This window comes from Arcanobacterium phocae (assembly GCF_018913465.1).
Classification (GTDB): Bacteria; Actinomycetota; Actinomycetes; order Actinomycetales; family Actinomycetaceae; genus Arcanobacterium; species Arcanobacterium phocae_A.
In genome coordinates, this window is record NZ_JABAPM010000003.1 from 199609 (window position 1) to 221680 (window position 22072).

Consider the following 22072-nt stretch of genomic DNA (forward strand, 5'->3'; position numbering starts at 1 on the left):
CGATTGGGCAAAAACGCTGAGGTTAGTGTCCGATACGGCTATGATATAAAAAGTTACTAATGAGCGTTACAAAGCCAAAAGGTAGGTTATGAGTAGAAAAACAATCAAGGATATTGCGCAAGAAGCAGGGGTCTCAATCACTGCCGTATCCTTCGCCCTCAATAACCGTCCCGGTATCTCCGAACAAACCCGCGAACGTATCCTCGACATCGCGAACAAAATGGATTGGGTGCCGAACTCTCGCGCTCAATCACTTTCCCTCGCTAAAGCCGACGCGGTAGGGCTCTTCATCGCCCGCCAACCAGATTCCTACACATCCGAACGATTCTTCTTTAACTTCATTGTCGGCCTGCAAGAAACACTCACCCAACATAACTACGATCTGGTATTCCATACCGGCCCAGATCTAGAAGCCGAAATAGCTACCTATCGCACGTGGTGGGCACAAGGACGAGTCGACGGCGTCGTCGTCGTTGATCCGATCGACGGCGATCCGCGAATCGAGATTCTTAACGAAATTGGACTGCCAGCCGTCGTCGTCGGAAATGACGTCCCCAACACCGCCTCCATTATTGGCGATGAAGCCGCAATCGTCACCACGCTCGCTGATCACCTCTATGACCAAGGCGCCCGAACCATCGGATACGTTACTGGTATTCCAAGCCTTATTCACACGCAAGAACGTATCCGAGCGCTCGAAAACTATGCTCGTGAACGTGGCCTTACCGCACTAGTTGCCAGTGGAACAAATGCAACCGAAGAAGCGGGACGCAACGCTATCGCGGAGCTTCTCGATGGCAGCACTGAACCCGACGCTATTATTTTCGATAATGAAATCCTCGCACTAGGTGGATTTAATGCACTTCGGGCCGCTGGCAAAGACATCGGTCGCGATGTGCTCATCTGTTCGTGCGAAGACTCCCCGCTGTGCCGGATCGTGACCCCGGCAATAACCGTTATCAACCGTGAACCAGCGGCCATTGGACGCCAAGCCGCAGCGCTTCTACTGGACGTCCTCAACGGCAAAAAGCCACGTCTTGAGAAACAAGAACCGGCTGACATTATCATTCGCGAATCAACACGCAAACTCCCACAGGTAGACGAAGGGGTCTCAAAATGAGCATTTTGATCGTTGGTGAAGCCGTCATCGACATTATCAAACGCACTGACGGAACTATTGAAGAACACCCGGGTGGTAGTCCGGCAAATGTTGCTATCGGTGTCAGTCGGCTCGGTATTCCAGCCCACCTTTTGACGATGGTTGGAGACGATGCGCACGGGAAGATCGTTGAACAATGGTTAGCTGACGACGACGTTGTCACTACTACTGTCGAAACTGAACGTACCGCAACCGCTCTTGCTACCCTCGATGAGACAGGTGCAAGTACCTATACTTTCGATATGACGTGGGATTTAGACGGATTTGAGCCTGATCTTCAGGACGTTGATCATGTCCATACTGGTTCTATTGCTGCTTTTATTGAGCCGGGAGCTCAGGACGTAGCACGAATTGTTGCACAGGCACGCGACCATGCCACGATCAGCTACGATCCTAATATTCGGCCGGCACTTATAGATGATATGGCGAAGGTTCGAGAGCACGTGTTGAGCCTAGTAGCGCAGGCTGATGTGGTGAAATGTTCTGATGAAGACCTCGCGTATTTATTTGAGCGTGATGCATTAAGCCAAGATGACGCGATTGACGTGGCACGCACATGGATCGCGCGAGGTCGTGAATCTGGCCATGGTCCGCTATTGGTTGCTGTGACTGCCGGAAAAGATGGTGTTATTGCCGTAAACGCAGCAGGTGAATATGTCCATGTGGCGGCAGATCCGCAGGTGAAAGTTGTGGATACGGTAGGTGCGGGAGATTCCTTCATGGGTGCACTCGTCTACCAGTTAGCTAACCGTGGATTGACTGGTAAACGTGAAGAAATCGCAAAAATCGATCGCGATACTATGCGAGATATTGCGGTATTTGCGGCGCGGGTTGCTGATATTACCGTTTCGCGTGCGGGAGCCAATCCACCGCGACTCGAAGAACTCTAACTCAAAAGTCGCCGCGGGATTCTTCTCGCGGCGACTTTTGAGTTAGAAATAATAACGTTAGTTTCGTGGCGTATTCGCCAATGCACCAGCAAAGCATGGGGTAAGACCAAGCTCTGGCATAAGGACGCATTGAGCTGCGTGATAGACGTCCGGCTTGCCTGGCCAAGTTATTCCAGACGGTGTGTTGTTCTGATCTAACTCGTGAATCCAACGGCCCGGGGCTTCGATGAGATGTGTCTTGGCATAATCGAGGAAGGTTTCGAACCATAGATGCATCTCGGTGAGCTTATCTGCGTCTCCGGCCTGCTCTGCATAGGTAGCAAATGCGGATGCTGCACCTATTCCCTCACAGATAGTCCAGTGCATTCGTTCGTGAACGACTGGTTCGCCGTCGAAATCAGTTGTGTAGACAATTCCGGGTGCGCCGTCCGCATCCCAGCCATCAGCCAACGCCGTCGTGAATAATGAATAAGCAGCTGCCGGGAGCTGGTCAACAAATTCTTGTACCTCTGGTGAAATCTCGCCGGACAAGCGATTTACTGCCGCCCAAAAATGAAGTGCCAACCGGGCCCATTCAATTCCGTGGCCGGGAGTGAGCCCAAAGGGGCGGAACGGATCAGCCGGACGATCTCGATTGAACTCCGGAAGCAACTGCCAAGTGGAATCAAAATGTTCAGGAATCCGCCAGCCAATTTTATCGGCTTCGCCCAACACGAAAGATAGGATCGACGCCGACTTAGCTAACCATCGTGGATCTGACGTAGCGTCCCATGCTGCTAGTGATGCTTCGAGGGTATGCATGTTTGCATTCGCCCCGCGATAACTATCTGTCTGGGTAAAGTCGCGGTTCCAAGACTCGCGAGCCAGCCCATACTCTGGCTCCCAGAAATGTTTTTCGTGAGCGTCTAGAGCTAACTCATATAGTTCACGAGCGCCCGTTAAACCAGCCTGAATGCCCGAACTAGCAGCGAGAAGAACAAATGCGTGAGCATAGGCGGCTTTGCGTTCGCCGTCGGCTCCTAATGGTTCATTGGTGTCGTAACGTAATGTGGTGAAAAACCCGCCGAATTGTGCATCATAGAAGTGGGTGCGCAGACAATCAATTCCGTGTTGAGCGAAAGCACGGGCTGAATCATCGCCTTTGAGTGTAGCAAGGCAAAAAACGTGCGTCATGCGGCAGTTAATCCAGAGCTGGAGGCCGGCATCCGGATCAGCTTCGCCAGTTGCGTCAAGAGTGGAAAAACCATGCTCGCACCGGGAATGGCGAGCAAAATCAACCAATGCATCAAATTCCTGGGTAAGCCAGGTCTGTGTTGTTTCGTCAATAACCATGAGACTTCCTTGTCAACCAAGTAGTTAAATAAGCCAGTAGGTAGAACGCCCTCAGGAATTCTAGACTGCTAGTTAGAGCCTAACAAAAACGGTTTAGTTAAGCTAGGGTAATCGGTCGTAAAGCCGTATTTCTGATAAAATCAATTAAGATATTTCGCTGATTTTATTAGTAATGTAGGCAAGCGAGCTTATTTTATTATGCTGTCAGGTTTACAGTGAAGGATAAGTATGAAGAAAATTGTTGCGGGAGTATGCGTACTAGCATTTTCAATTGCAGGTTTAGCTGGGTGTTCTCAAAGTCCAGACAAAGCAGCCGTTAAAGATAAGTTTTACAACAAGTTTGTTGAAGACGTGCCGTCTGGCGAGCTGAGCAAAGAACAGATCAATGATCTTGGGCATTGTCTAGCTGATGGAATTTTTGATCAGCTAAATGACCAGCAGATTAAAGAATTTGATAAAGCTTTAGACAAGGAAAAAATTGACAAGAACGACCTTCCAAAAGGCACGGAAGACGTGTTTCTAAAAACTTCTAATGACTGTGTTAAGAAGATCGTCATGGGTGATAAGTAACCCTTGATACCCAGCTAAAATCAGGCTTTGTGTAGTGTGCCCCTAGAGCTCGGCTCTAGGGGCACACTACACAATCATAGATACGTTTACCAAAGTAAGTATGCTGAGGAAACGAGAGTTAAAAAAATAATGCTGTGGTCGAATGTTTGCTGACTAAAATATTTTATACTTTTTGTTCCTACTAAAGATCCAATAATAACAAAAGGAACTAAATAAGGAAGTATACTAAGCGTCGGACCTCTGAGAAGACCTAATCCCAGAGTAAAGGGTAATTTCATCATATTTACTAAGAAAAAGAACCATGCTTGTGTTCCTAAAAATTCTGCAATGTGATAACCAGATGCGATGAAATATAACGACATTACCGGACCACCAGAATTTGCTGTCATTGTTGTGAAACCCGCGAGGGAGCCGTAAAACCATCGTGCTCGCGGAGATGTGCAATGGTGAGAAGTTTGATCGGGTCGATAGTACTTAAGACATATTGTTAATAGCACTAAACAGATGAGTAGTGCACCGATACCTCGCCGCAATACGACTTCCGGAACGACGGCTAAGAATAGAGCACCACACCCAACGCCAGCGAATACTCCGATAAGAAGCTTGCGTAGAACGGACCAGTCAGCAAACTGCCGCCATGCATGGAGAGCGAAAATATCGCCTACTAGCAGGAGAATTAATAAAGCTGCCGTTGATTCCTTTGCTGGAAGAACAGCTACAAAAATTGCAACAGACACCGTTGTTAAGCCAGGTAATGCCGTTTTAGATACGCCAACGAAAAAACTAGCTATGGCGAGGAAAATCATGCCGGTTATCGAGATGTGCATAGCGTTATTATAATATTTGTATGTGACAAAATATATCCTTGTTCTAAAGTTTGGTTAAATCTAGTAGTGGAGCAGTATTTCATTAGAAAATCGCCGGAAAGTGGATTTAATGGCTGCTGTATAGTTACACTGATAGTGTCACAATAGAACAATAGTTCAGATAAAAATTCCAATGGAGGGCATAATGTCTGTACAAATACCCGCAACGATGCGGGCAGCTGTTTTGCGTGATCCTAAGATCGGATTGCAAGTTGAAACAATTAAAACACCGCATCCGCGAGATGGTGAAGTACTCATAAAAGTAACTGCTTGTGGAATGTGCCATTCAGACCTACACGTCATCGGTGGAAAAATCGCTTTCCCATTGCCGTGTGTCCTTGGGCATGAGGTAACGGGCCAAATTGTTGAGGTTGGGCCAGGCAATGAGCAAACAGGACTTCATGTTGGTCAGAATGTTGCTGGTGCGTTTTTGATGCCATGTGGAAAGTGTGAATACTGCGCTCAAGGTCGAGATGACCTATGTGCGCCTTTTTTTGACATGAACCGTATCAAAGGACAGCTATATGACGGTCATACCCGCCTTTTTGGTCTAGATGACGAACCAATTGCTATGTATTCTATGGGAGCCTTATCCGAATACTGTGTTATTCCATCAACATCGGTTACTACACTCGAAGACGGGATGGATATGGTTGCTGGTTCTATCCTCGGATGTGCGGCGTTGACAGGATATGGAGCTGTCCGTCGTGGCGCTAATTTACAATACGGAGAAACTGTTGCCGTTGTTGCAACTGGAGGAATTGGATCAAACATTATCCAAGTTGCAAAAGCTTTTGGTGCTGCGCAAATTATTGCTATCGACGTCGATGATGAGAAGCTCGAAGCTGCACGTAAGCTCGGTGCAACTGATGTTGTTAACTCAATGAAACGGAACGTACGCGACGAAGTGCTAGCCCTTACTAACAGCCGCGGTGTGGACGTAGCATTCGAAGCACTTGGACGTCCCGAAACTTGGACATCTGCGCTAGATTCACTTCGTGACGGTGGACGTATGGTGCCGATTGGGCTGGGGGCTGGCGTTCAAACAGCGGCCGTGGAAATTAATCGAACTGTCCGTCGCTCGCAATCGATTTTAGGATCGTACGGCGCTCGTACACGTCAAGATTTGCCGACGGTTGTGAAGATGGCTTCTGAAGGTTATATCGATTACCGTCACATTGTGACCCGAAAGTTCTCATTGGATCAGGCCGGTGAAGGATACAAGTTATTGGCGCAGGGCAAGATTCAAGGACGTGCTGTTGTAGATATGTCCTTGTAAGGATAGCGATAATTCAATTAGAGATTTTGTGGTGCATGTTTGCCTTTGTGGTGAACATGCACCACAAAATTAAGTTACATTTGTAAAACTTATCTTTATATTGTTATAGACAATTGAAATGGTTGGACATACAATTAGGGTAATACTTTAGCGGCAATGACGCCGTGAAAGAAAAATGCTCATCTTAGGGCATGCACAGGAAGAGTGTTAAAATGTCGAATAAAACTCTCGGAGTGGGTGTAATATCTCTTGGATGGATGGGGCGCCTACATACCCGTAGCTACAAAGCAATGGCTGAGCGTTATCCGGAACTCGGGGTTGAGATACGCCTGGTTTCAGTATGTGATCCAATAGTTGAAAACCAAGAATTCGCGCTAAAAGCACTTGGATTCTCCAAAGCCGTTGATCATTACATGGATGTTATCAATGACCCAGATGTTGATGTAGTTTCTATCTGTTCTCCAAACTATCTGCATCATGAAATTGCTTTAGCTGCCTGCGCTGCTGGAAAACCATTTTGGATCGAGAAGCCAATGGGAGTATCGAGTAAGCAATCAGCAGAAATAGCACAGGCCGCACAAAAAGCAAATCTCATCACATCGGTTGGGTTCAATTACCGGCACACGCCAGCAATCGAAGAGAGTAGAAAAATTATTGCTGAAGGAAAGCTAGGACAGGTAACAAACGTTCGGTGTTGGTTGATAGCAGACTACGCATCAGCACCAGAAGGGCCGTATACCTGGCGATACGACCGCGCACTAGCCGGAGCGGGAGTCGTGGGCGACCTTATGAGTCACGGTGCGGATCTCATTCAGTATGTACTGAAGGACAGAATCAGTCACGTATCAGCACTTACAGGAACGTTCATTGATCAACGCCCAATTCCAACTAAAGCGGGCGTAGGACATTCAGGCTGGGAAGTTTCCGACGAACTGCATGACGTGGAAAATGAGGATTATGTTGCGGCACTGTTACGCACTGAGAATGGTGCTGTTGGAACAATAGAATCGAGCAGAGTTTCAGTGGGACCTCGTGCTGAATATATTCTTGAAGTCTATGGAACAAATGGTTCTCTGCGTTGGAACTTTGAAAAACTAAACGAACTTGAGGTTTGTATCAACAGTGATAATCCAGAAGCTCACGGATATGTTCGATCTCTTGCAAACCCTTATTTCCCGCACTTTTCACGTTTCCAGCCAGGAGCCGGAACGTCGATGGGCTTCGACGACATGAAAGCAGTTGAGTGCTTTAAGTTCTTGTCTGGAGTTCTAACTGGAAAACAAATTGGACCTTCAGTTGCTGATGGATGGTCAGCGGCCGAAGTTGATGAAGCAGTTGTACGGTCAGCAGCTGACGGCTGTTGGCACGAGGTTGCACAGGTAGTGGGTAAAACAACATTCAACGGGTGAATTCCCGAATCGTCAAACAATAATTCACATACGGATCATCGTAGCTGCAATGTTGGAGCTAACTGATAGACCGAGTCCAACCATCACCAAAGGAGATCTGATGGTCAACAAACATATTAATCAAGTCCAGTTTCAAGGGCTTGGCAAAGACGACCTCAACACTATGGTTAGAAAAACTCCGCCATCTGGCAAGCACAGAGGAATCATAGCCATAGCGGGAATCGCGACGCTCGGTTCCCTGCTATTTGGCTATGACACTGGTGTTATTTCGGGTGCTCTACCATACATGCATATGCCATCGGGTGCGGGTGGCTTAGGATTAACAACTGCCGAAGAAGGAGCAATCGGAGGTGTTCTTACAGTAGGTGCGGCCTTCGGAGCATTATTTGGTGGCCGTCTTTCGGATCGATATGGGCGACGCCACAATATTATTCTGTTGGCAATTCTCTTTTTTATCGGAGCAATGGGAAACACATTTGCACCTAATGTGTGGGTAATGTATCCCTTCCGATTAGTTCTTGGTCTTGCAGTAGGTGGAGCATCAGCCACAGTCCCTGTGTATTTAGCGGAAACAGCACCTAAACGTATTCGGGGAACAATTGTTGCGCTGGATCAATTGATGATTGTGACTGGACAGTTGCTCGCATTTGCGATGAATGCAGGCATTAACTCCGCACATGGTGGCCCACAATTGACGGTAACCGGTGATCCGACAGGTAATATTGAAGCGGGTGCTTACACCTGGGACTCACTCCAAAAAGCCATAGAGCAGGCAACTCATTCAACCGATATGAATGTTATTCGCGATTTTGCCATGCAATTGTCAATACAAGAGGGTAGCGGTAACGGTGCTGCTTGGCGTTGGATGATTGTTTTATGTTCCATTCCGGCAGTGCTGTTATGGATCGGAATGCATTTCATGCCAGAATCGTCCCGTTGGTATGTTCTGCGCACCGATGTATATGCAGCGATTGGGTCGTTGAAAACTGTTCGTGAAGGCGAATCTGATGATTCGATTACTGATGAACTGTATGAGATGGTGGAAAATCGGCAGAAAGATTTGGTGGACAAAAAGAATAAAGGGTTACGAGAAGTCTGGCAAACGCCTTGGTTGCGCAAACTCTTACTGGTAGGTATTTTCTTAGCGATTGTAAACCAGACAACAGGTGTTAACACTGTAATGTACTATGCGCCAAAAGTACTTGGCTACGCAGGAATGGGTACCTCCGCAGCGATTACAGCTCAAGTAGCCAATGGTGTCATGTCAGTTATCGGGTCAGCTTTCGGCCTCATCCTGATTACAAAATTTACCCGACGCCGGATCTTGATCTGGGATGTTACTCTCGTGGGCATCACACTATTGACGATTGCAGGCATATTCCAATTCGCTATTGCTCCCTACATGAATGCTGGTGAAGTGCCACCAGTATGGGCTGCATATGCAATCCTCGGAGTAATGTCCTTCTTCATGCTTGTAGTTCAGTCCTCAAATGGAACCGTTGTGTGGACAATGCTTGGTGAAATGTTCCCAGCATCTGTTCGTGGTGTAATGAATGGTACCGCGGTATTCTGTATGTGGATTGCTAATGCGATAATCACATGGACATTCCCATCCATGATGAATAGCTTCGGTGGTGGCCTGACCTACGCTTTCTACGGGGTTCTTAATCTGATTATTGGAGTTATCTTGTGGAAGATCATGCCAGAAACATCAGGAAAGTCGCTCGAAGAAATCGAAGTGTACATGGAGCAAAAGTACTCTGACTGAATAATCGAAATAGTATGACGCCCCTAAGTATTCCACTTAGGGGCGTCATACTGCTAATGCGCTACCGATTCGTGTGAGAACGAATGTAGAGATCCAAAAATGCGAATGTAGAAGCCGTTACTGCAGCCGCAGTGCCAGCTAGAAAAGCGACAACCGGAGTGTTGGTGGCAACGCCAAGGATAGTCGCAATGAACAACATTGCCAGGACCAGTGTAATTGGAAGAATATTAAGTGCTGGCGTAGATTGCTTCGCAGACTTATCGTTCTGTGAAATTACATGGATTGCAACATCTGCGGGATTGATAGGGGTGTTAGTTAGAATTGTCATTTCCGTCTCCTGCTTCATAATAAAAACTTGGGCTTCGTGGTGCTATCACGCTACGTTCGAGAGCTGCGGTAGCCACATTTGAAATAACGCATGCTCAAACTTCCTTCTGACGTAGGTGTGCGATCACGGGTTGTGAAAAATATTTCTGTAACGTTTCACTTCCGCGCCGCTTTCAGTTTAATTTAAAATTGGACAGAAGTTCAAGATTTGATAGTGTTTGTTAGCTCACTACAGGATATTGTCAGTGACAAAGGTATAGCTCAGTGCGGTGGAATTCTTGTTTACGAGAGACTAGTAATTGCCTAAGAGAAGCAGATTAATCGATTTCGGCAATAAACAATGGAGGGAGAATCTCAGATTCTCCCTCCATTGGGCTACTACATAGATAATCATTTACCGATAGGAAGAGTCCTAGTGTCCGAGGGAAATGACTATCTTAGAAGCTCACCGTGCCAAGGCTTTTAGAGCTTCAAATGACTTTTGAGCGTCAAGTAGGGGACCTTCGCCAGGCGCTGGTTCGCCGTCGATCATGATGTCTTGCTCTAGAACGTAATAGCCATCGAAACCGACTTTATCGAGTTCTGAAACAATGGCAGCGAAATCGATATCGCCCTCACCAATAGGAGCAAACATGCCAGCCTTGACGCCCTGACCCCACGTTAAAGTTCCAGGTAGTAGCTGGTCAGTCATATCCTTGTGAATATCTTTCGCGTGAACGATCTTGACACGATCAGCATACTTTTTCACCAGCTCGACAACGTCAGCGCCACCACAGGCGAGATGGCCTGTATCGAGGCAAAGACCGACCTGTGAGTTATCCAAGACGCGTTCAACTTCGTCTAGGTTTTGCACCATCGTTCCCCAATGAGGATGTAGCGAAGCAGTTACGCCACGAGCTGCAGCTACCTCGGTGATCCGAGACAGATTCGTGAATAGGGTATTCCATCCAGTTTCATCTAGAACTGGGCGAGTATCATATCCATCCTGTCCTGAATCTGCGGCAAGAATTAAGTTAGTTCCACCCGCGACTTCGAACGCATCGAGCTCTCGCTCCACGGCAGGAATCGGATCAACATTAGGATCGTGCATGACTGCTAAGAAAAAGGAACCAACTGGTTCGAGACCATATCCGGACACTGCCTTAGCGCGTGCCTCTGGCTCCTGAGGTAGCCAGCCTTGAGGGCCAAACTCAGTTGCAGTTAGTCCCATTTCTTTCATTTCGGTAAGGACACGTTCTGGCGACAACTGGTATCCCCAATTTGGAACTTCACATACTCCCCAGCTGATGGGTGCTCCTGCAATTTTCATATCAAATTCTCCTTTGAATTTTTGTCATTGTTTTACAGATAAACGATTTTGCCTGTTCTGGCGGACTCTTCAGCGGCTTCAGCGATACGAAGAGCCTTAGCGCCGTCGTCAATAGATGTTGCAGGCTTACGGTTCTCAGAAATAGCTGCGAAGAATTCATTTAGCTCATTGGCATAAGCTTCTTCGTAACGTTCAAGGAAGAAATCGAGATAAACATTCTTCGCATCAGTATGGTCTCCATTAGAGACGCGCACCTGGGTAGATCGCATATTGTCGCCGTTGATCGTCGCTTTATCTCCGAAAACTTCAAGACGCTGATCATAACCAGAGGAACAATGACGTGAATTGGTGATTGTTGCTACTGCACCGTCTGAATTGGTGAGTGTAATTACTGCGCCGTCGAAGTCACCGGTATCAGCCAACTCGGGGTCCAAATTCTGTCCGACGGCGTAGACCGAAACGATATCTCCCAGGAAGAAACGTGCAGTATCGAAGTCGTGGATGGTCATGTCTTTAAAAATGCCTCCAGAAACGGCGATATACTCCTTTGGCGGAGCGGCAGGATCTCGAGAAATAATCGTTACCTGTTCGACTTTACCGACTACCCCGTCTTCAACCATCTTGTGCATTTGAGCGAAGGTAGGGTCAAATCGTCGGTTGAATCCAATCATGGTGGTGTGATCAACATCTTTGAGTGACTCAACCAGTTCCTCAACTTTTGCTGTTTCCATTGCAACTGGTTTTTCACAGAGAGCAGGTTTACCGGCTTTGGCGGCCTTCAAAATGTGCTCAACGTGTAGGGGTGTTGGTGAACAGATAATTACTGCATCCACATCGGGGGCTGTAAAAACATCATCCGCATTAAGAGAATAACGAACTCCATACTTCTCAGCAAGAGGCTTAACCGCAGCCTCTACTGGATCTGCAACAAATGTTAATTGAGCATTTGGGTGTGCCTCTACTGTGCGAGCATGAACATGAGCAATACGCCCGGCTCCCACTAATCCAATTCTAATCATTGTCTTTCCTAACGTCGTTGTCAGTTGTAACTTTATTGTGCAGGGATAAGAATGTCGCGAATGAGCATGTCGAGGTCATTGTCGGCATTAAGGAACTGGCGCAGTGTGCGAACTGTTGGGCCAAACGTTTCAAATTCCTCCAATGTCATCCCGTCCGGTTCGTAGGCTCGGTTGAAATCGGGGATTCTCCGTAGCTGGGTGAGGTAATGCTCATCAACGTCAATGCTCATCTTTTCGATTGGCTCATAATCTGAGTCGTTAATGAGTTTCTGCCAAGAGAACGGTGGAGAAACCACAAGGTCGCCGCCTTGGAATTCACTCCATTGAAGTACATTGCGGAATGCTGCAACAAGCACACGAGCACGGTATCCTCGTTCGTTAAAAATCTTGTATGCGCGCTTGACTGCGGCTACTCCGGCCCACTCCAATGCAGATGGATCCAAGAAAATCTTGTCGCGCTTTACGACGTGCTTAAGCCAATCGTCAAGGCGACCAACCATGATTGTGACAACTGGACTCATCTCTGAGGTGTCATGTCCAGCAGCTTCACGCTTCTCAAGCCCTCGCTGAATGGCAGCGGCAGCTTGAACTGCTTGAGGAACCGAGAAAGACACGGTTACATTGACTGAGACACCGCGTTCAGTTGCCATTTCGATTGCTTCGATTCCGGTCTTTGTTGCTGGAATCTTGACGATGATGTTCTTTGTAAGGTTATGGAACAGTTCGGCTTGGTCAGCAAGTGCGCGAGCGTCACGATGTAAGCGAGGGTCTGTTTGAACGGATAGGCGTCCATCATGACCATGTGTCTTATCGAAAGTTGGCTCCAACAGCTTAGCTGCCTCTACGGACATATCCATGACCGCTTGCCAGCCGATCTGAGATTCGCTCCAGGTTGGGTGATCTTCAGCGATCTTCCGGATGCGGTCAGTCCAAATTTCAGGATGCTTTGCGATGGTTGTATAAGCGATGACAGGATTGCATGTAGCTCCTACGCCACCGTATGAAATTGAGGTTTGCAATTCCTCAAGATCTGAAGAATCGTTCCATAAGACGGTGTCGAACGATTCGCAAGCTGTTAATAGTGGACCTGGTGTGTATTTAGTATCTGACATAGATTGCTCCTCAACTACGCTAAAGTAGGTCACGCAAAATGAGTCAACTCATCGCCACCCTCGTTGGTGACGTATCGTGTGAGATATACGTTACTAACATGGATGGTCTATGTCAAGGATTTGTCCTCTCATGTCATGTGTATATGTATGAGATGTTGGGCAAGATGTGGTGGATGACGCCCATATATGGCTAGTTTGCTGGGTTTACAAGCGGAAACGTCATCTTATATTGTTGTGAGTCGTAAACGTGATTACCATGCTCAATAACTTTCCCTTGAGAGTCATATGCGGTTCGCTGCATGGTAAATAGTGCTGTTTGGGGCTCAATTTGAAGCATGTCTGCCTCAGCTTTACTTGCGTTTTTCGCCCCTAATGTTTGTACTGCCGAAATGGGGACTATTCCTTGATGGCCGAAAGATTCGTAGAGCCCATAGTGGGACAGTTCGGTTAAAGAAGGGGCTATCCTACTCGGAATGATGTTATTTAGGATTGCTAGCGGGTGATCATCAATCCAACGTAGTCGTTGAATGGTAACAAGTTCTTCGTCTGGATCGCAGTTGAGAAAATCAACTTCTTCTTGTGTAGCTAAATGGATTTGATATTTAAGAACTTCTGTTCGCGTGACATGTCCAGCTTTGACAAGGTCGTCATTGAGGGAAGTTAGTGCAAGCTGTCGATGTACGTGAGAAGGGGTGACTCTTGTACCAACGCCGCGCCGTCGGATAAGAAGGCCAGAATCAACGAGCTCTTGAAGTGCGCGACGCGCTGTGGGCCGTGAAATGTTAAGACGTTTGGCCATAGATATCTCATCTTCAAGCAGCTGATTTGGTTGCAGACTACCATTCTTAATTAACTGCGAAATAGGTGCAAGGATTTGCTGATAAAGAGGTTCGGCCGAGTTTCTGTTAAGTACTAAATCGAGCGCGAAAGGCTTGTCAAGAGACGCGTCCTTTTCTTTATCCACCATGAAGACCTCCTTATTGTTTGCACTTTTTATGTAAAGCATAACCTATTTCTGTTATATCACTGATTTTAGCGCCTACAAGCAACGTTTGTAATATTTATGTTAGGACAAGGACTTGACATATGTGAGGTTGGCGATTAAAAATGTGTAGTACGTGAGAAAGGAATCCGCAATGGTGCGTGAAACTCAATATCCGGAAGTAATAACCATGGGACGGTCCGGAGTAGATATATATCCTCTTCAGTCCGGAGTGGGATTAGAAGACGTCGAAACATTTGGCAAATTTCTTGGGGGATCGCCAACTAATGTTGCTGTGGCAGCCGCGCGGATGGGGCATTCTGCAGCTGTGATCTCCGGTGTAGGCGATGATCCTTTTGGAAGATTCGTTCGTATGGAGATGAATCGTCTAGGTGTATCTGACCAGTTTGTAATTACGACTGAAAACTATAAAACACCGGTGACGTTCTGTGAGATATTCCCACCGGATACATTCCCGTTATATTTCTATCGTGAGCCATCAGCACCAGACCTCCAACTTCGGCCACAAGATGTTCCGGTCGACGCAGTCGCTCATGCAAAGGTGTTTCTAGTTTCAGGTACGGGTTTGTCAGATGAACCGTCTCGCTCCGCGCATTGGGAAGCTTTGCGAGCACGTAAAAATACTTCTGGATGGACGATCGCTGATCTTGATTATCGGCCTATGTTCTGGGAAAGTGAAGAAGTTGCACAGCGGGAAATTGGCTCGTTACTCGACTATGTCAATGTTGCTGTCGGAAATAAAGAAGAATGCCGAATTGCTGTTGGTGAAACAGAACCAGATAGAGCTGCAGACGCACTCTTAGAGAGAGGCGTGCAGCTGGCAATTGTTAAGCAAGGTCCAAAAGGCACTCTCGCAAAAACTCGCGATCTTCGTATCGAAGTGCCAGTTACCAAAGTTGACACGCTCAATGGTTTAGGTGCCGGAGATGCTTTTGGTGGTGCCTTGACCCATGCACTAATTGCTGGCTGGGATATTCCGACAGCGATCCATTTTGCGTCGACAGCAGGGGCAATTGTTTCTTCCCGCTTGGAATGCTCTACCGCCATGCCGACGGAAGGTGAAGTTCGTGAATTAATGATCCAGCGTACTGAGACGGCGCCGGTAGTGAAGGAATCGTGATGGTTGCTATTCAAGACATCCTGGATATTAGACTCCATCATCCAGAAGAGATAAAGAAGCGTTTGGCTTCACGAGCTCCAGGACAGTTACCTCAAAATGGTCGGAAGATGATGATCATTGCATGTGATCACCCTGCTCGGGGTGCTTTGGGCGCCGGACAGGATCCGATGTCGATGGCTAATCGTACTGAGCTTCTAGAAAGGTGCATGATAGCTCTGTCTCGGCCAGGCGTTGATGGCTTCTTAGGAACTGCTGATTTAGTTGAAGACCTTACGCTTCTAGGAGCGCTTGAAAACAAGCTTGTTTTTGGGTCAATGAACCGGACTGGTCTTCAGGGGGCAAGCTTTGAAATAGATGACCGTTTTGGATGCTATACGCCAGAAGTGATTGCTGAGGACAATCTAGACGGAGGGAAAACTTTGACTCGCATCTGCTTTGCAGATCCAAGCACTCCACGCACCTTAGCGGCTACTGCACAGGCGGTTAACCAGCTGTCAGCAAATAAAAAAATCGCGATGATAGAGCCATTTGTTTCCAGTTGGAAAGATGGACAACTTGTTAACGATCTCAGCCCAGAAGCAGTCATTAAGTCGATAACTATTGCATCTGCGCTAGGGTCGACGAGTGCATACACCTGGCTCAAATTGCCGTGTGTCCCACAGATGGAGCGCGTGATGGAAAGTACGACTTTGCCATCGCTGATCTTAGGAGGAGAAGTATCTAACGATCCAGAAAATACGTTAAATAGTTGGGGTAAAGCAGTTAAATTGCCAAACGTATGTGGTCTTGTAATTGGTCGATCCCTTCTTTTCCCCTCACACGGGGATGTCCAAACAGCAGTCGACAACGCAGTGGAGTTGCTATGAACGACAATGATAAATATGTACTAGAAGCGGGAAGTACTGAAACCGGTAAATTTGACACCTACATTACAGCCGAAAAAGCTGGATGGGATTTTTCGAGTCTACGAATAGCTCGTCTGCAAAAAGGCGAGTTAGTAACTATTGATACTGACGACGACGAAGTTTTAGTCCTGCCGCTCAACGGAAGTGCAGATGTGGTGGTGGCAAATGAAAAGTATTCGCTTGCCGGACGAGAATCTGTATTTACAGCAGTAACTGATTATATCTACATTCCGCGGCATACTAGCTTCACGATAGTTGCCACTGAGTCCGGTCGGTTCGCGGTACCGGGGGCAAAATCAACGAAGGATTTGCCGGTGCGTTATTGTCCTGCAAGTGATGTCCATTCTGGCATCAGAGGCGCGGGCGTGTGTTCGCGTCAAGTTAATAACTATGCACTAGGCAATGACCTTGAAACATCACATCTGCTTGTTACTGAAGTCCTAACTCCTGGAGGAAATTGGTCATCTTATCCACCACATAAGCATGATGAGCATTCTGACAATGAGCGGATTTTAGAGGAAATCTACTACTTTGAGTTGCGCCCAGGCGGTCCGGAACAAAGAACTGATGGTTTCGGACTTCAGCGAGTTTATTCTTCGCCCGGAAAAGACATTAACGTCTGTACCGAAGTGCGTTCGGGTGACACCGTCGTCGTCCCGCATGGGTATCACGGTCCGTCCGTAGCTGCCCCCGGCCATGATATGTACTATCTCAACGTTATGGCAGGACCTGCAGAGGACTCTGTCTGGATGATGACCGATGATCCAGTCCATACGTGGCAACGTCAATCCTGGGAAGGGGAGGATATTGATCCCCGACTGCCATTCATGCCTGTAACAGAGGAGAAGCTATGAACAACACCGTACGTCTAACAGTTGGACAAGCAACGATCCGATTTCTAGTTAATCAATACGTAGAAGCTGACGGCGTTGAGGAGCGACTTATTGCCGGTGCCTTCGGCATCTTTGGACACGGAAATGTTGCTGGTCTAGGACAAGCTTTATTACAAAATGAAATTGATCCAGACCCCGATGGTGGTTCGATGCCGTATTACATGCCACGCAACGAACAGGGTATGGTCAATGCTGCTGCCGCCTATGCTAAAGCAAAGAACCGTACGCAGACTTTCATGTGTACTTCTTCCATTGGGTCGGGTGCACTTAATATGGTTACTGGAGCTGCGTTAGCAACCACAAACCGGCTTCCAGTGCTTTTGTTCCCGTCTGATCAGTTCGCCAAGCGTATACCTGATCCGGTTCTGCAACAGATAGAGAATGCGCAAACGCTAGACACGTCTGTCAACGATGCATTCCGGCCCGTATCGGTGTTCTTTGATCGAATTAACCGACCCGAACAGTTGTTACCGTCGTTGATGCAAGCAATGCGCGCACTAACAGATCCGGCAGATACTGGTGCAGTCACGATCGCCATGCCGCAGGATGTGCAGGCTGAGGCATTTGATTTCCCGGAAGCCGCATTTGCTAAGCGGGTGTGGCATATTCGCCGTCCTCCAGCGGAAAAGTCACAGCTAGAGCATGCGGCTGAATTAATTCGGCATTCGCAGGCTCCGTTGATTATAGCTGGCGGTGGTGTCATCTATTCGAAGGCTTCGGAAGAATTGCGCGAATTTGCAAGACTTACCGGAATTCCAGTTGCTGACACTCAGGCTGGCAAGGGTGCTATCAATTGTGACCACCCCCAAGCTGTTGGTGGAGTTGGATCAACCGGTGGTGATTCAGCAAACCATTTAGCTGATGAAGCTGATCTCGTCATTGGAATTGGTACGCGTTATTCAGATTTCACCACAGCATCGCGAACGCAGTTTAAGAACCCTGATGTCAAGTTCGTCAACATTAACGTTAAGCCCTTTGACGCAGTAAAGAACGGCGCCGAAATGGTTATTGCAGATGCACGTGAAGCTTTGAGTGGCCTGACTGATTTGCTTGCTGACTATCATGTTTCTACGGAATACGAAAAGCGCATCGCGGAAGAACGGACGGCGTGGCTTAAGGTTGTTGACAGTCTTTACCATATTGGTCATGGCCCATTACCAGCCCAAATTGAAGTATTTGGCGCTCTTAATGAGATGATGAAAGATACTGATGTTCTCATCAATGCTGCCGGATCCATGCCAGGTGACCTACAAGCACTCTGGCAGGCAAAGACGCCAACTCAGTACCATGTTGAATACGCATTCTCGACGATGGGATATGAGATTCCGGCTGGAATTGGTGTCAAAATGGCTTGTCCGGACTCTGAGGTCGTATCGATCGTCGGTGATGGAACGTATCAGATGCTTCCAATGGAGTTAGCAACTGTTGCTCAAGAAGGGCTGAAGGTGATCTATGTTCTGCTAGAGAACCATGGATTTGCTTCTATTGGTGCGCTTTCAGAATCTCGTGGTTCACAGCGTTTCGGTACGCGTTATCGCATGGGTGGCGGCAATCCACATAATCAAGAAGGGGAGCTTATCCCGGTTGATATCGCGAAGAATGCTGAGTCTTGGGGATTAACTGTCTTGCGCGTTTCGTCCATTGATGAGTTCAAGATGGCGTATCGTAAGGCAACCGAAATGACGTCAGCAGTGATGATCTATATCGAGACTGATCTGTATGGGCCAAATCCGCCGTCGTCATCCTACTGGGACGTACCGGTCGCACAAGTTTCACGACTTGAATCAACCCAGCGTGCATACCAGGAATACTGTGAAGGGGTGAAGCATCAAAGGCATTATTTTTAATTGTTAGTTTCTGCTAAATCTCTTCTCCAAAGAGCACGGAGGCCTGCAAATTCACATTGCAGGCCTCCGTTCAAACAATAAGACTTAATTACGCTTTTAATGTACATACAATTTACTTAAATGTGATATGTTTGTAAACAAATGGTTGATGTACTACATAGGAGTGGTTATGGAAATAGTCAAGCATTGGATCGATGGAAAACTATACGAGGGTCGATCAAATAGCTACGCAGATATAGATAATCCAGCAACTGGTGAGGTAATTCGTCGCGTTGCGCTGGCTTCGCAAGATGATCTTAATTATGCCGTTGATGTGGCACGAAAAGCCCAGAAAAAGTGGGCGGCGACGTCGCTAGCCAGACGTGTTGAGATTATGTTTAAAATGCGTCAACTGGTGTTGGATCATCAAGATGAAATTGCGCGTGCAATCGTCGAAGAGCATGGTAAAGATTATTCTGATGCCATCGGTGAAATCCAACGTGGCCGGGAAACACTAGACTTTGCGTGCTCAATAAATACCGCACTCAAAGGGGAATACTCGTATGACGTTTCCCGCGGAGTCGATATCCATACAATCCGTCAGCCACTTGGTGTAGTTGCTGGTGTTTGCCCATTCAATTTCCCAGTCATGGTTCCAATGTGGATGCACCCACTAGCACTAGCCACGGGTAATGCCTTTATCCTCAAACCGGCAACCTCAACTCCTACCGTGTCGCTGATTATCGCGCGCCTTTATCAAGAAGCGGGTCTTCCTGATGGACTGTTTAATGTGGTTTCTGGAACGCGTGAAGTGGTTACGCAGATCCTAGAGCATCCAGGAATTGATGCCATTTCATTCGTAGGTTCAACGCCAGTGGCTCACATTATTCAAGAGGGTGGAATCAAGCATGGTAAACGCGTACAAGCACTTGGTGGTGCAAACAATCACGCAATAATCTTGCCTGATGCTGATCTAGACTTTGTTGCTCAGCATATTTCAGCTGCCGCATTCGGCGCTGCCGGCGAACGATGCATGGCGCTACCTGCAGTTATTACAGTGGGAGGTATCGGTGAGAAGCTTGCACTGAAAGTTAAAGAACATGCCGAAAAAATTAAGGTCGGTATGGGCCTTGACGAGGGAGTCCAGATGGGCCCAGTCATTAGCAAGAATGCTAAGGAACGGATCGTCAAACTCATCACAGATGCAGAAAAGCAGGGTGCGAAGGTTGTCCTTGATGGGCGCGACATCAAAGTTCCAGGCTATGAAAACGGATACTTTGTTGGCCCGACGATTCTTACTGACGTTACATATGACATGGACGTTTATAAGCAAGAAATTTTCGGTCCGGTACTGACCATTAACGACGTCGATACCTACGAAGAAGCAATTAATGTTGTCAATGCACAGCCATTCGGGAATGGTTCAGCTATTTTTACTAATGATGGTGGGATGGCGCGCCGCTTTCAGCTTGATGTTGAAGCCGGAATGGTTGGAGTAAATGTTCCAATTCCAACTCCAGTGGCATACTATTCCTTCGGTGGATGGAAAGAATCTCTCCTCGGCGATCATCATATTCATGGCCCAGAGGGCGTGAATTTCTATACCAAGGCAAAGGCAATTACCAGCCGTTGGCCATCAGAACAAACGTACTCGGCAACTATGTCATTCCAACGCGAAGAATAAGTAATCTCGCAAATCCTAATTCAGTGTGACGCCCGGAAGCTCGGCTCCCGGGCGTCACACTGTTATAGTTCGAAAATTAGTCGCGAATAACCTTCAGTGAGACGTCCTCTGGGTCATCAAATGGGAACATTGGACGGTCAATATGTGAATGGCCAAGGCGCACCAAGTTCTGATCAACTCCGCCCGGGGTGAGAGCTAAAATCCAATCTGCATGTATATCGTGCAAATATGGTTCCAAGTAGCCGATTTTTACAATCACGATATCGGTTTTCTCGGGGTCAAGCCCCAACCGAGCGAATTGTTCGTGCATCGTGTATTGATTACGGCGGCTAGTGACGATCAGTCGTAAGCCGCCAACGGCTAAGACCGCAGTGAGTAACCCCTCTGGATCGTCCAGCAAGTTTTCTACTAGTGCCGTCAGCTCAACTGGCCCCGGTTCCCGGGTATCAACCTTGCCACCAACGTGCACAGTTATTTCCGCGCCGACGCCGGCCGCGGCCGCGTGTGTTACTGCCGCTGGATCGAAGATGGACGCAAGAATAACTGACACCTCACCGTTGATGACCTCAGCGCGAGACAGTACCTCGGAAAGTGCAACGGTGACGTCGTCGGCTCCGCCAGCCCCTGGGTTGTCTCCCGAATCAGAAATAAAGAACGGGCGCGCATCGGACTTTATTGCCTTATCCAGTGCCACATCGAATTCGTCCGTAGGTGCCACAAACTCGAACTCGTGCCGAGCGTCCCAAGCCGAGCGCGCTAGCCGGGATACGCCGTCGTTAAGAATCTCCTGATCGTCGCCGTACGCCGCAAAAGCAGCGCAACAACGTGGCTGATCTGCCCATGCAAAACCAATCCAAAAACTCGCGTCGATAACGCCATCAGTATGGTCCGCAAACTCGGCCACCGCGTCGTACAACCGTGCCGCAGGCTGCATCCGTGTAGAGGTCTTTTCTCCAGGCAACAAAATCGGGACATGGATGAGGGCTTTCTTTGGCCGACCCTTCCCAGAACGAACCCGCTCAACTAAGGTGCGTGCTGCGCGTTCGCGGGTCACCCAAGCATCCTCATGCGGAGCCATCCGATAACAGGTGAGCATGTCAGTTTGGCTAAATAGCTTGCGTGAAACATTGCCATGCAGGTCCATGCAGGCTCCCACCAGAATCTCTGATCCTATCGCCATTCGGATCCCATCGATCAGATACCCTTCGGCGTCGTCAAACCCGGGGACGCTCATTGCGCCATGAATATCGAAGAAAATTGCGTCTAGTGGGCCAGCCTCTGCTAACCGCTCGCAGATTTCGCGCCGCCACGCCAAAAACGTAGGAGCATCAAGCGGGCCACCCGGTAACGCTGCGGCATGCAAGATTGGCACCCATTCGACGTCGTTCGCCCAAGTACGACGCCCACCCACGCCCCATTCCTGGCCGGCCAGATGCTCTGGCACGCGGTCTATTAATGGAATATCGGCACCTGTGATAAACGGATAGCGCTGTAGTAGCTCCTCCCCACGGCGTACAGTGAAATCTGATTCCACAGACAGGTATGGGGTGAATGTTGACGATTCAATATGAATCCCGCAGATAGCAATACGCATCATTCTA

The 22072-nt window shown here is 47.9% G+C and carries 19 protein-coding genes; 11 read left to right on the forward strand and 8 right to left on the reverse strand.

The features are described from left to right. The first annotated feature begins 88 nt into the window (after positions 1–88). Both KSO86_RS05225 and KSO86_RS05230 read left to right on the forward strand, forming a co-directional pair. Positions 89–1120: a LacI family DNA-binding transcriptional regulator gene (locus KSO86_RS05225; protein WP_216378538.1), complete on the forward strand. Its 1032-nt coding sequence runs from the start codon at positions 89–91 to the stop codon at positions 1118–1120. After that, a complete protein-coding gene (locus KSO86_RS05230; RefSeq protein ID WP_216378539.1) occupies positions 1117–2049 on the forward strand; it encodes a carbohydrate kinase family protein in 933 nt (310 codons plus the stop codon). The genes KSO86_RS05225 and KSO86_RS05230 overlap by 4 nt, the downstream gene beginning before the upstream one ends. Before the next feature lie 57 nt (positions 2050–2106). Here the strand turns inward: KSO86_RS05230 and KSO86_RS05235 are convergent, their stop codons facing one another. After that, complete coding sequence (locus tag KSO86_RS05235; protein ID WP_216378540.1) at positions 2107–3381, reverse strand: AGE family epimerase/isomerase; 1275 nt, start codon at positions 3379–3381, stop codon at positions 2107–2109. Between the two features lie 228 nt (positions 3382–3609). On the opposite strand from KSO86_RS05235, the gene KSO86_RS05240 reads away from it, so the two are divergent. Then, positions 3610–3951 carry a hypothetical protein gene (locus tag KSO86_RS05240; protein ID WP_216378541.1) on the forward strand — a complete coding sequence of 114 codons (342 nt, stop codon included), beginning with the start codon at positions 3610–3612 and terminating at the stop codon, positions 3949–3951. Positions 3952–4037: 86 nt separating this feature from the next. Here the strand turns inward: KSO86_RS05240 and KSO86_RS05245 are convergent, their stop codons facing one another. Further along, entirely contained in the window at positions 4038–4778 is a 741-nt protein-coding gene (locus KSO86_RS05245) for a sulfite exporter TauE/SafE family protein (RefSeq protein ID WP_216378542.1), read from the reverse strand. Positions 4779–4962: 184 nt separating this feature from the next. Between KSO86_RS05245 and KSO86_RS05250 the strand changes: the two genes are divergently transcribed. The 3 genes from KSO86_RS05250 to KSO86_RS05260 all read left to right on the forward strand — a co-directional run bounded on the left by KSO86_RS05250 (position 4963) and on the right by KSO86_RS05260 (position 9273). Next, positions 4963–6096, forward strand: coding sequence for a zinc-binding dehydrogenase (locus tag KSO86_RS05250; protein ID WP_253280521.1), 1134 nt, complete (start codon positions 4963–4965; stop codon positions 6094–6096). 212 nt (positions 6097–6308) lie between these two features. After that, positions 6309–7505 (forward strand): Gfo/Idh/MocA family protein, encoded by a 1197-nt coding sequence (locus KSO86_RS05255; protein WP_216378543.1) that lies wholly within the window; start codon positions 6309–6311, stop codon positions 7503–7505. 163 nt (positions 7506–7668) lie between these two features. Then, positions 7669–9273, forward strand: coding sequence for an MFS transporter (locus KSO86_RS05260; RefSeq protein ID WP_436231418.1), 1605 nt, complete (start codon positions 7669–7671; stop codon positions 9271–9273). A gap of 61 nt (positions 9274–9334) precedes the next feature. Here the strand turns inward: KSO86_RS05260 and KSO86_RS05265 are convergent, their stop codons facing one another. The 5 genes from KSO86_RS05265 to KSO86_RS05285 form a co-directional block, all read right to left on the reverse strand. After that, positions 9335–9601 carry a hypothetical protein gene (locus KSO86_RS05265; RefSeq protein ID WP_216431891.1) on the reverse strand — a complete coding sequence of 89 codons (267 nt, stop codon included), beginning with the start codon at positions 9599–9601 and terminating at the stop codon, positions 9335–9337. A 444-nt stretch (positions 9602–10045) separates the two neighbouring features. After that, positions 10046–10909, reverse strand: a complete 864-nt coding sequence (locus tag KSO86_RS05270; protein ID WP_091279283.1) for a sugar phosphate isomerase/epimerase family protein — start codon at positions 10907–10909, stop codon at positions 10046–10048. A 32-nt stretch (positions 10910–10941) separates the two neighbouring features. Continuing rightward, positions 10942–11928 carry an inositol 2-dehydrogenase gene (gene iolG, locus KSO86_RS05275; protein ID WP_216378549.1) on the reverse strand — a complete coding sequence of 329 codons (987 nt, stop codon included), beginning with the start codon at positions 11926–11928 and terminating at the stop codon, positions 10942–10944. Positions 11929–11960: 32 nt separating this feature from the next. Then, entirely contained in the window at positions 11961–13040 is a 1080-nt protein-coding gene (locus KSO86_RS05280) for a transaldolase family protein (protein ID WP_216378551.1), read from the reverse strand. Between the two features lie 190 nt (positions 13041–13230). Beyond that, positions 13231–14007, reverse strand: a complete 777-nt coding sequence (locus KSO86_RS05285) for a GntR family transcriptional regulator (RefSeq protein WP_216378553.1) — start codon at positions 14005–14007, stop codon at positions 13231–13233. 169 nt (positions 14008–14176) lie between these two features. Between KSO86_RS05285 and iolC the strand changes: the two genes are divergently transcribed. The 5 genes from iolC (at position 14177) to KSO86_RS05310 (ending at position 20471) form a co-directional block, all read left to right on the forward strand. Then, positions 14177–15163: a 5-dehydro-2-deoxygluconokinase gene (gene iolC, locus KSO86_RS05290; RefSeq protein WP_216378555.1), complete on the forward strand. Its 987-nt coding sequence runs from the start codon at positions 14177–14179 to the stop codon at positions 15161–15163. Then, positions 15163–16029, forward strand: a complete 867-nt coding sequence (locus tag KSO86_RS05295; protein ID WP_216378802.1) for a Cgl0159 family (beta/alpha)8-fold protein — start codon at positions 15163–15165, stop codon at positions 16027–16029. Before iolC ends, KSO86_RS05295 begins: the two co-directional genes overlap by 1 nt. Then, positions 16026–16922, forward strand: coding sequence for a 5-deoxy-glucuronate isomerase (iolB, locus tag KSO86_RS05300; protein ID WP_216378557.1), 897 nt, complete (start codon positions 16026–16028; stop codon positions 16920–16922). The genes KSO86_RS05295 and iolB overlap by 4 nt, the downstream gene beginning before the upstream one ends. Beyond that, positions 16919–18808: a 3D-(3,5/4)-trihydroxycyclohexane-1,2-dione acylhydrolase (decyclizing) gene (gene iolD, locus KSO86_RS05305; RefSeq protein ID WP_216431893.1), complete on the forward strand. Its 1890-nt coding sequence runs from the start codon at positions 16919–16921 to the stop codon at positions 18806–18808. The genes iolB and iolD overlap by 4 nt, the downstream gene beginning before the upstream one ends. A 169-nt stretch (positions 18809–18977) precedes the next feature. After that, positions 18978–20471 carry a CoA-acylating methylmalonate-semialdehyde dehydrogenase gene (locus tag KSO86_RS05310; protein ID WP_216378560.1) on the forward strand — a complete coding sequence of 498 codons (1494 nt, stop codon included), beginning with the start codon at positions 18978–18980 and terminating at the stop codon, positions 20469–20471. A 76-nt stretch (positions 20472–20547) separates the two neighbouring features. Here KSO86_RS05310 and KSO86_RS05315 read toward each other — a convergent pair whose 3' ends face one another. Then, positions 20548–22065, reverse strand: a complete 1518-nt coding sequence (locus KSO86_RS05315) for a M81 family metallopeptidase (RefSeq protein ID WP_216378804.1) — start codon at positions 22063–22065, stop codon at positions 20548–20550. Between the last annotated feature and the right edge of the window lie 7 nt (positions 22066–22072).

Coding starts and splice junctions, on each gene's coding strand:
- KSO86_RS05285 (WP_216378553.1), bottom strand. CDS start 14,007: ATGGTGGATAAAGAAAAGGACGCGTCTCTTGACAAGCCTTTCGCGCTC.
- KSO86_RS05245 (WP_216378542.1), bottom strand. CDS start 4,778: ATGCACATCTCGATAACCGGCATGATTTTCCTCGCCATAGCTAGTTTT.
- KSO86_RS05315 (WP_216378804.1), bottom strand. CDS start 22,065: ATGCGTATTGCTATCTGCGGGATTCATATTGAATCGTCAACATTCACC.
- KSO86_RS05310 (WP_216378560.1), top strand. CDS start 18,978: ATGGAAATAGTCAAGCATTGGATCGATGGAAAACTATACGAGGGTCGA.
- KSO86_RS05255 (WP_216378543.1), top strand. CDS start 6,309: ATGTCGAATAAAACTCTCGGAGTGGGTGTAATATCTCTTGGATGGATG.
- KSO86_RS05235 (WP_216378540.1), bottom strand. CDS start 3,381: ATGGTTATTGACGAAACAACACAGACCTGGCTTACCCAGGAATTTGAT.
- KSO86_RS05225 (WP_216378538.1), top strand. CDS start 89: ATGAGTAGAAAAACAATCAAGGATATTGCGCAAGAAGCAGGGGTCTCA.
- KSO86_RS05250 (WP_253280521.1), top strand. CDS start 4,963: ATGTCTGTACAAATACCCGCAACGATGCGGGCAGCTGTTTTGCGTGAT.
- KSO86_RS05280 (WP_216378551.1), bottom strand. CDS start 13,040: ATGTCAGATACTAAATACACACCAGGTCCACTATTAACAGCTTGCGAA.
- iolG (WP_216378549.1), bottom strand. CDS start 11,928: ATGATTAGAATTGGATTAGTGGGAGCCGGGCGTATTGCTCATGTTCAT.
- KSO86_RS05270 (WP_091279283.1), bottom strand. CDS start 10,909: ATGAAAATTGCAGGAGCACCCATCAGCTGGGGAGTATGTGAAGTTCCA.
- KSO86_RS05295 (WP_216378802.1), top strand. CDS start 15,163: ATGGTTGCTATTCAAGACATCCTGGATATTAGACTCCATCATCCAGAA.
- KSO86_RS05260 (WP_436231418.1), top strand. CDS start 7,669: ATGGTTAGAAAAACTCCGCCATCTGGCAAGCACAGAGGAATCATAGCC.
- iolD (WP_216431893.1), top strand. CDS start 16,919: ATGAACAACACCGTACGTCTAACAGTTGGACAAGCAACGATCCGATTT.
- KSO86_RS05265 (WP_216431891.1), bottom strand. CDS start 9,601: ATGACAATTCTAACTAACACCCCTATCAATCCCGCAGATGTTGCAATC.
- iolC (WP_216378555.1), top strand. CDS start 14,177: ATGGTGCGTGAAACTCAATATCCGGAAGTAATAACCATGGGACGGTCC.
- KSO86_RS05230 (WP_216378539.1), top strand. CDS start 1,117: ATGAGCATTTTGATCGTTGGTGAAGCCGTCATCGACATTATCAAACGC.
- KSO86_RS05240 (WP_216378541.1), top strand. CDS start 3,610: ATGAAGAAAATTGTTGCGGGAGTATGCGTACTAGCATTTTCAATTGCA.
- iolB (WP_216378557.1), top strand. CDS start 16,026: ATGAACGACAATGATAAATATGTACTAGAAGCGGGAAGTACTGAAACC.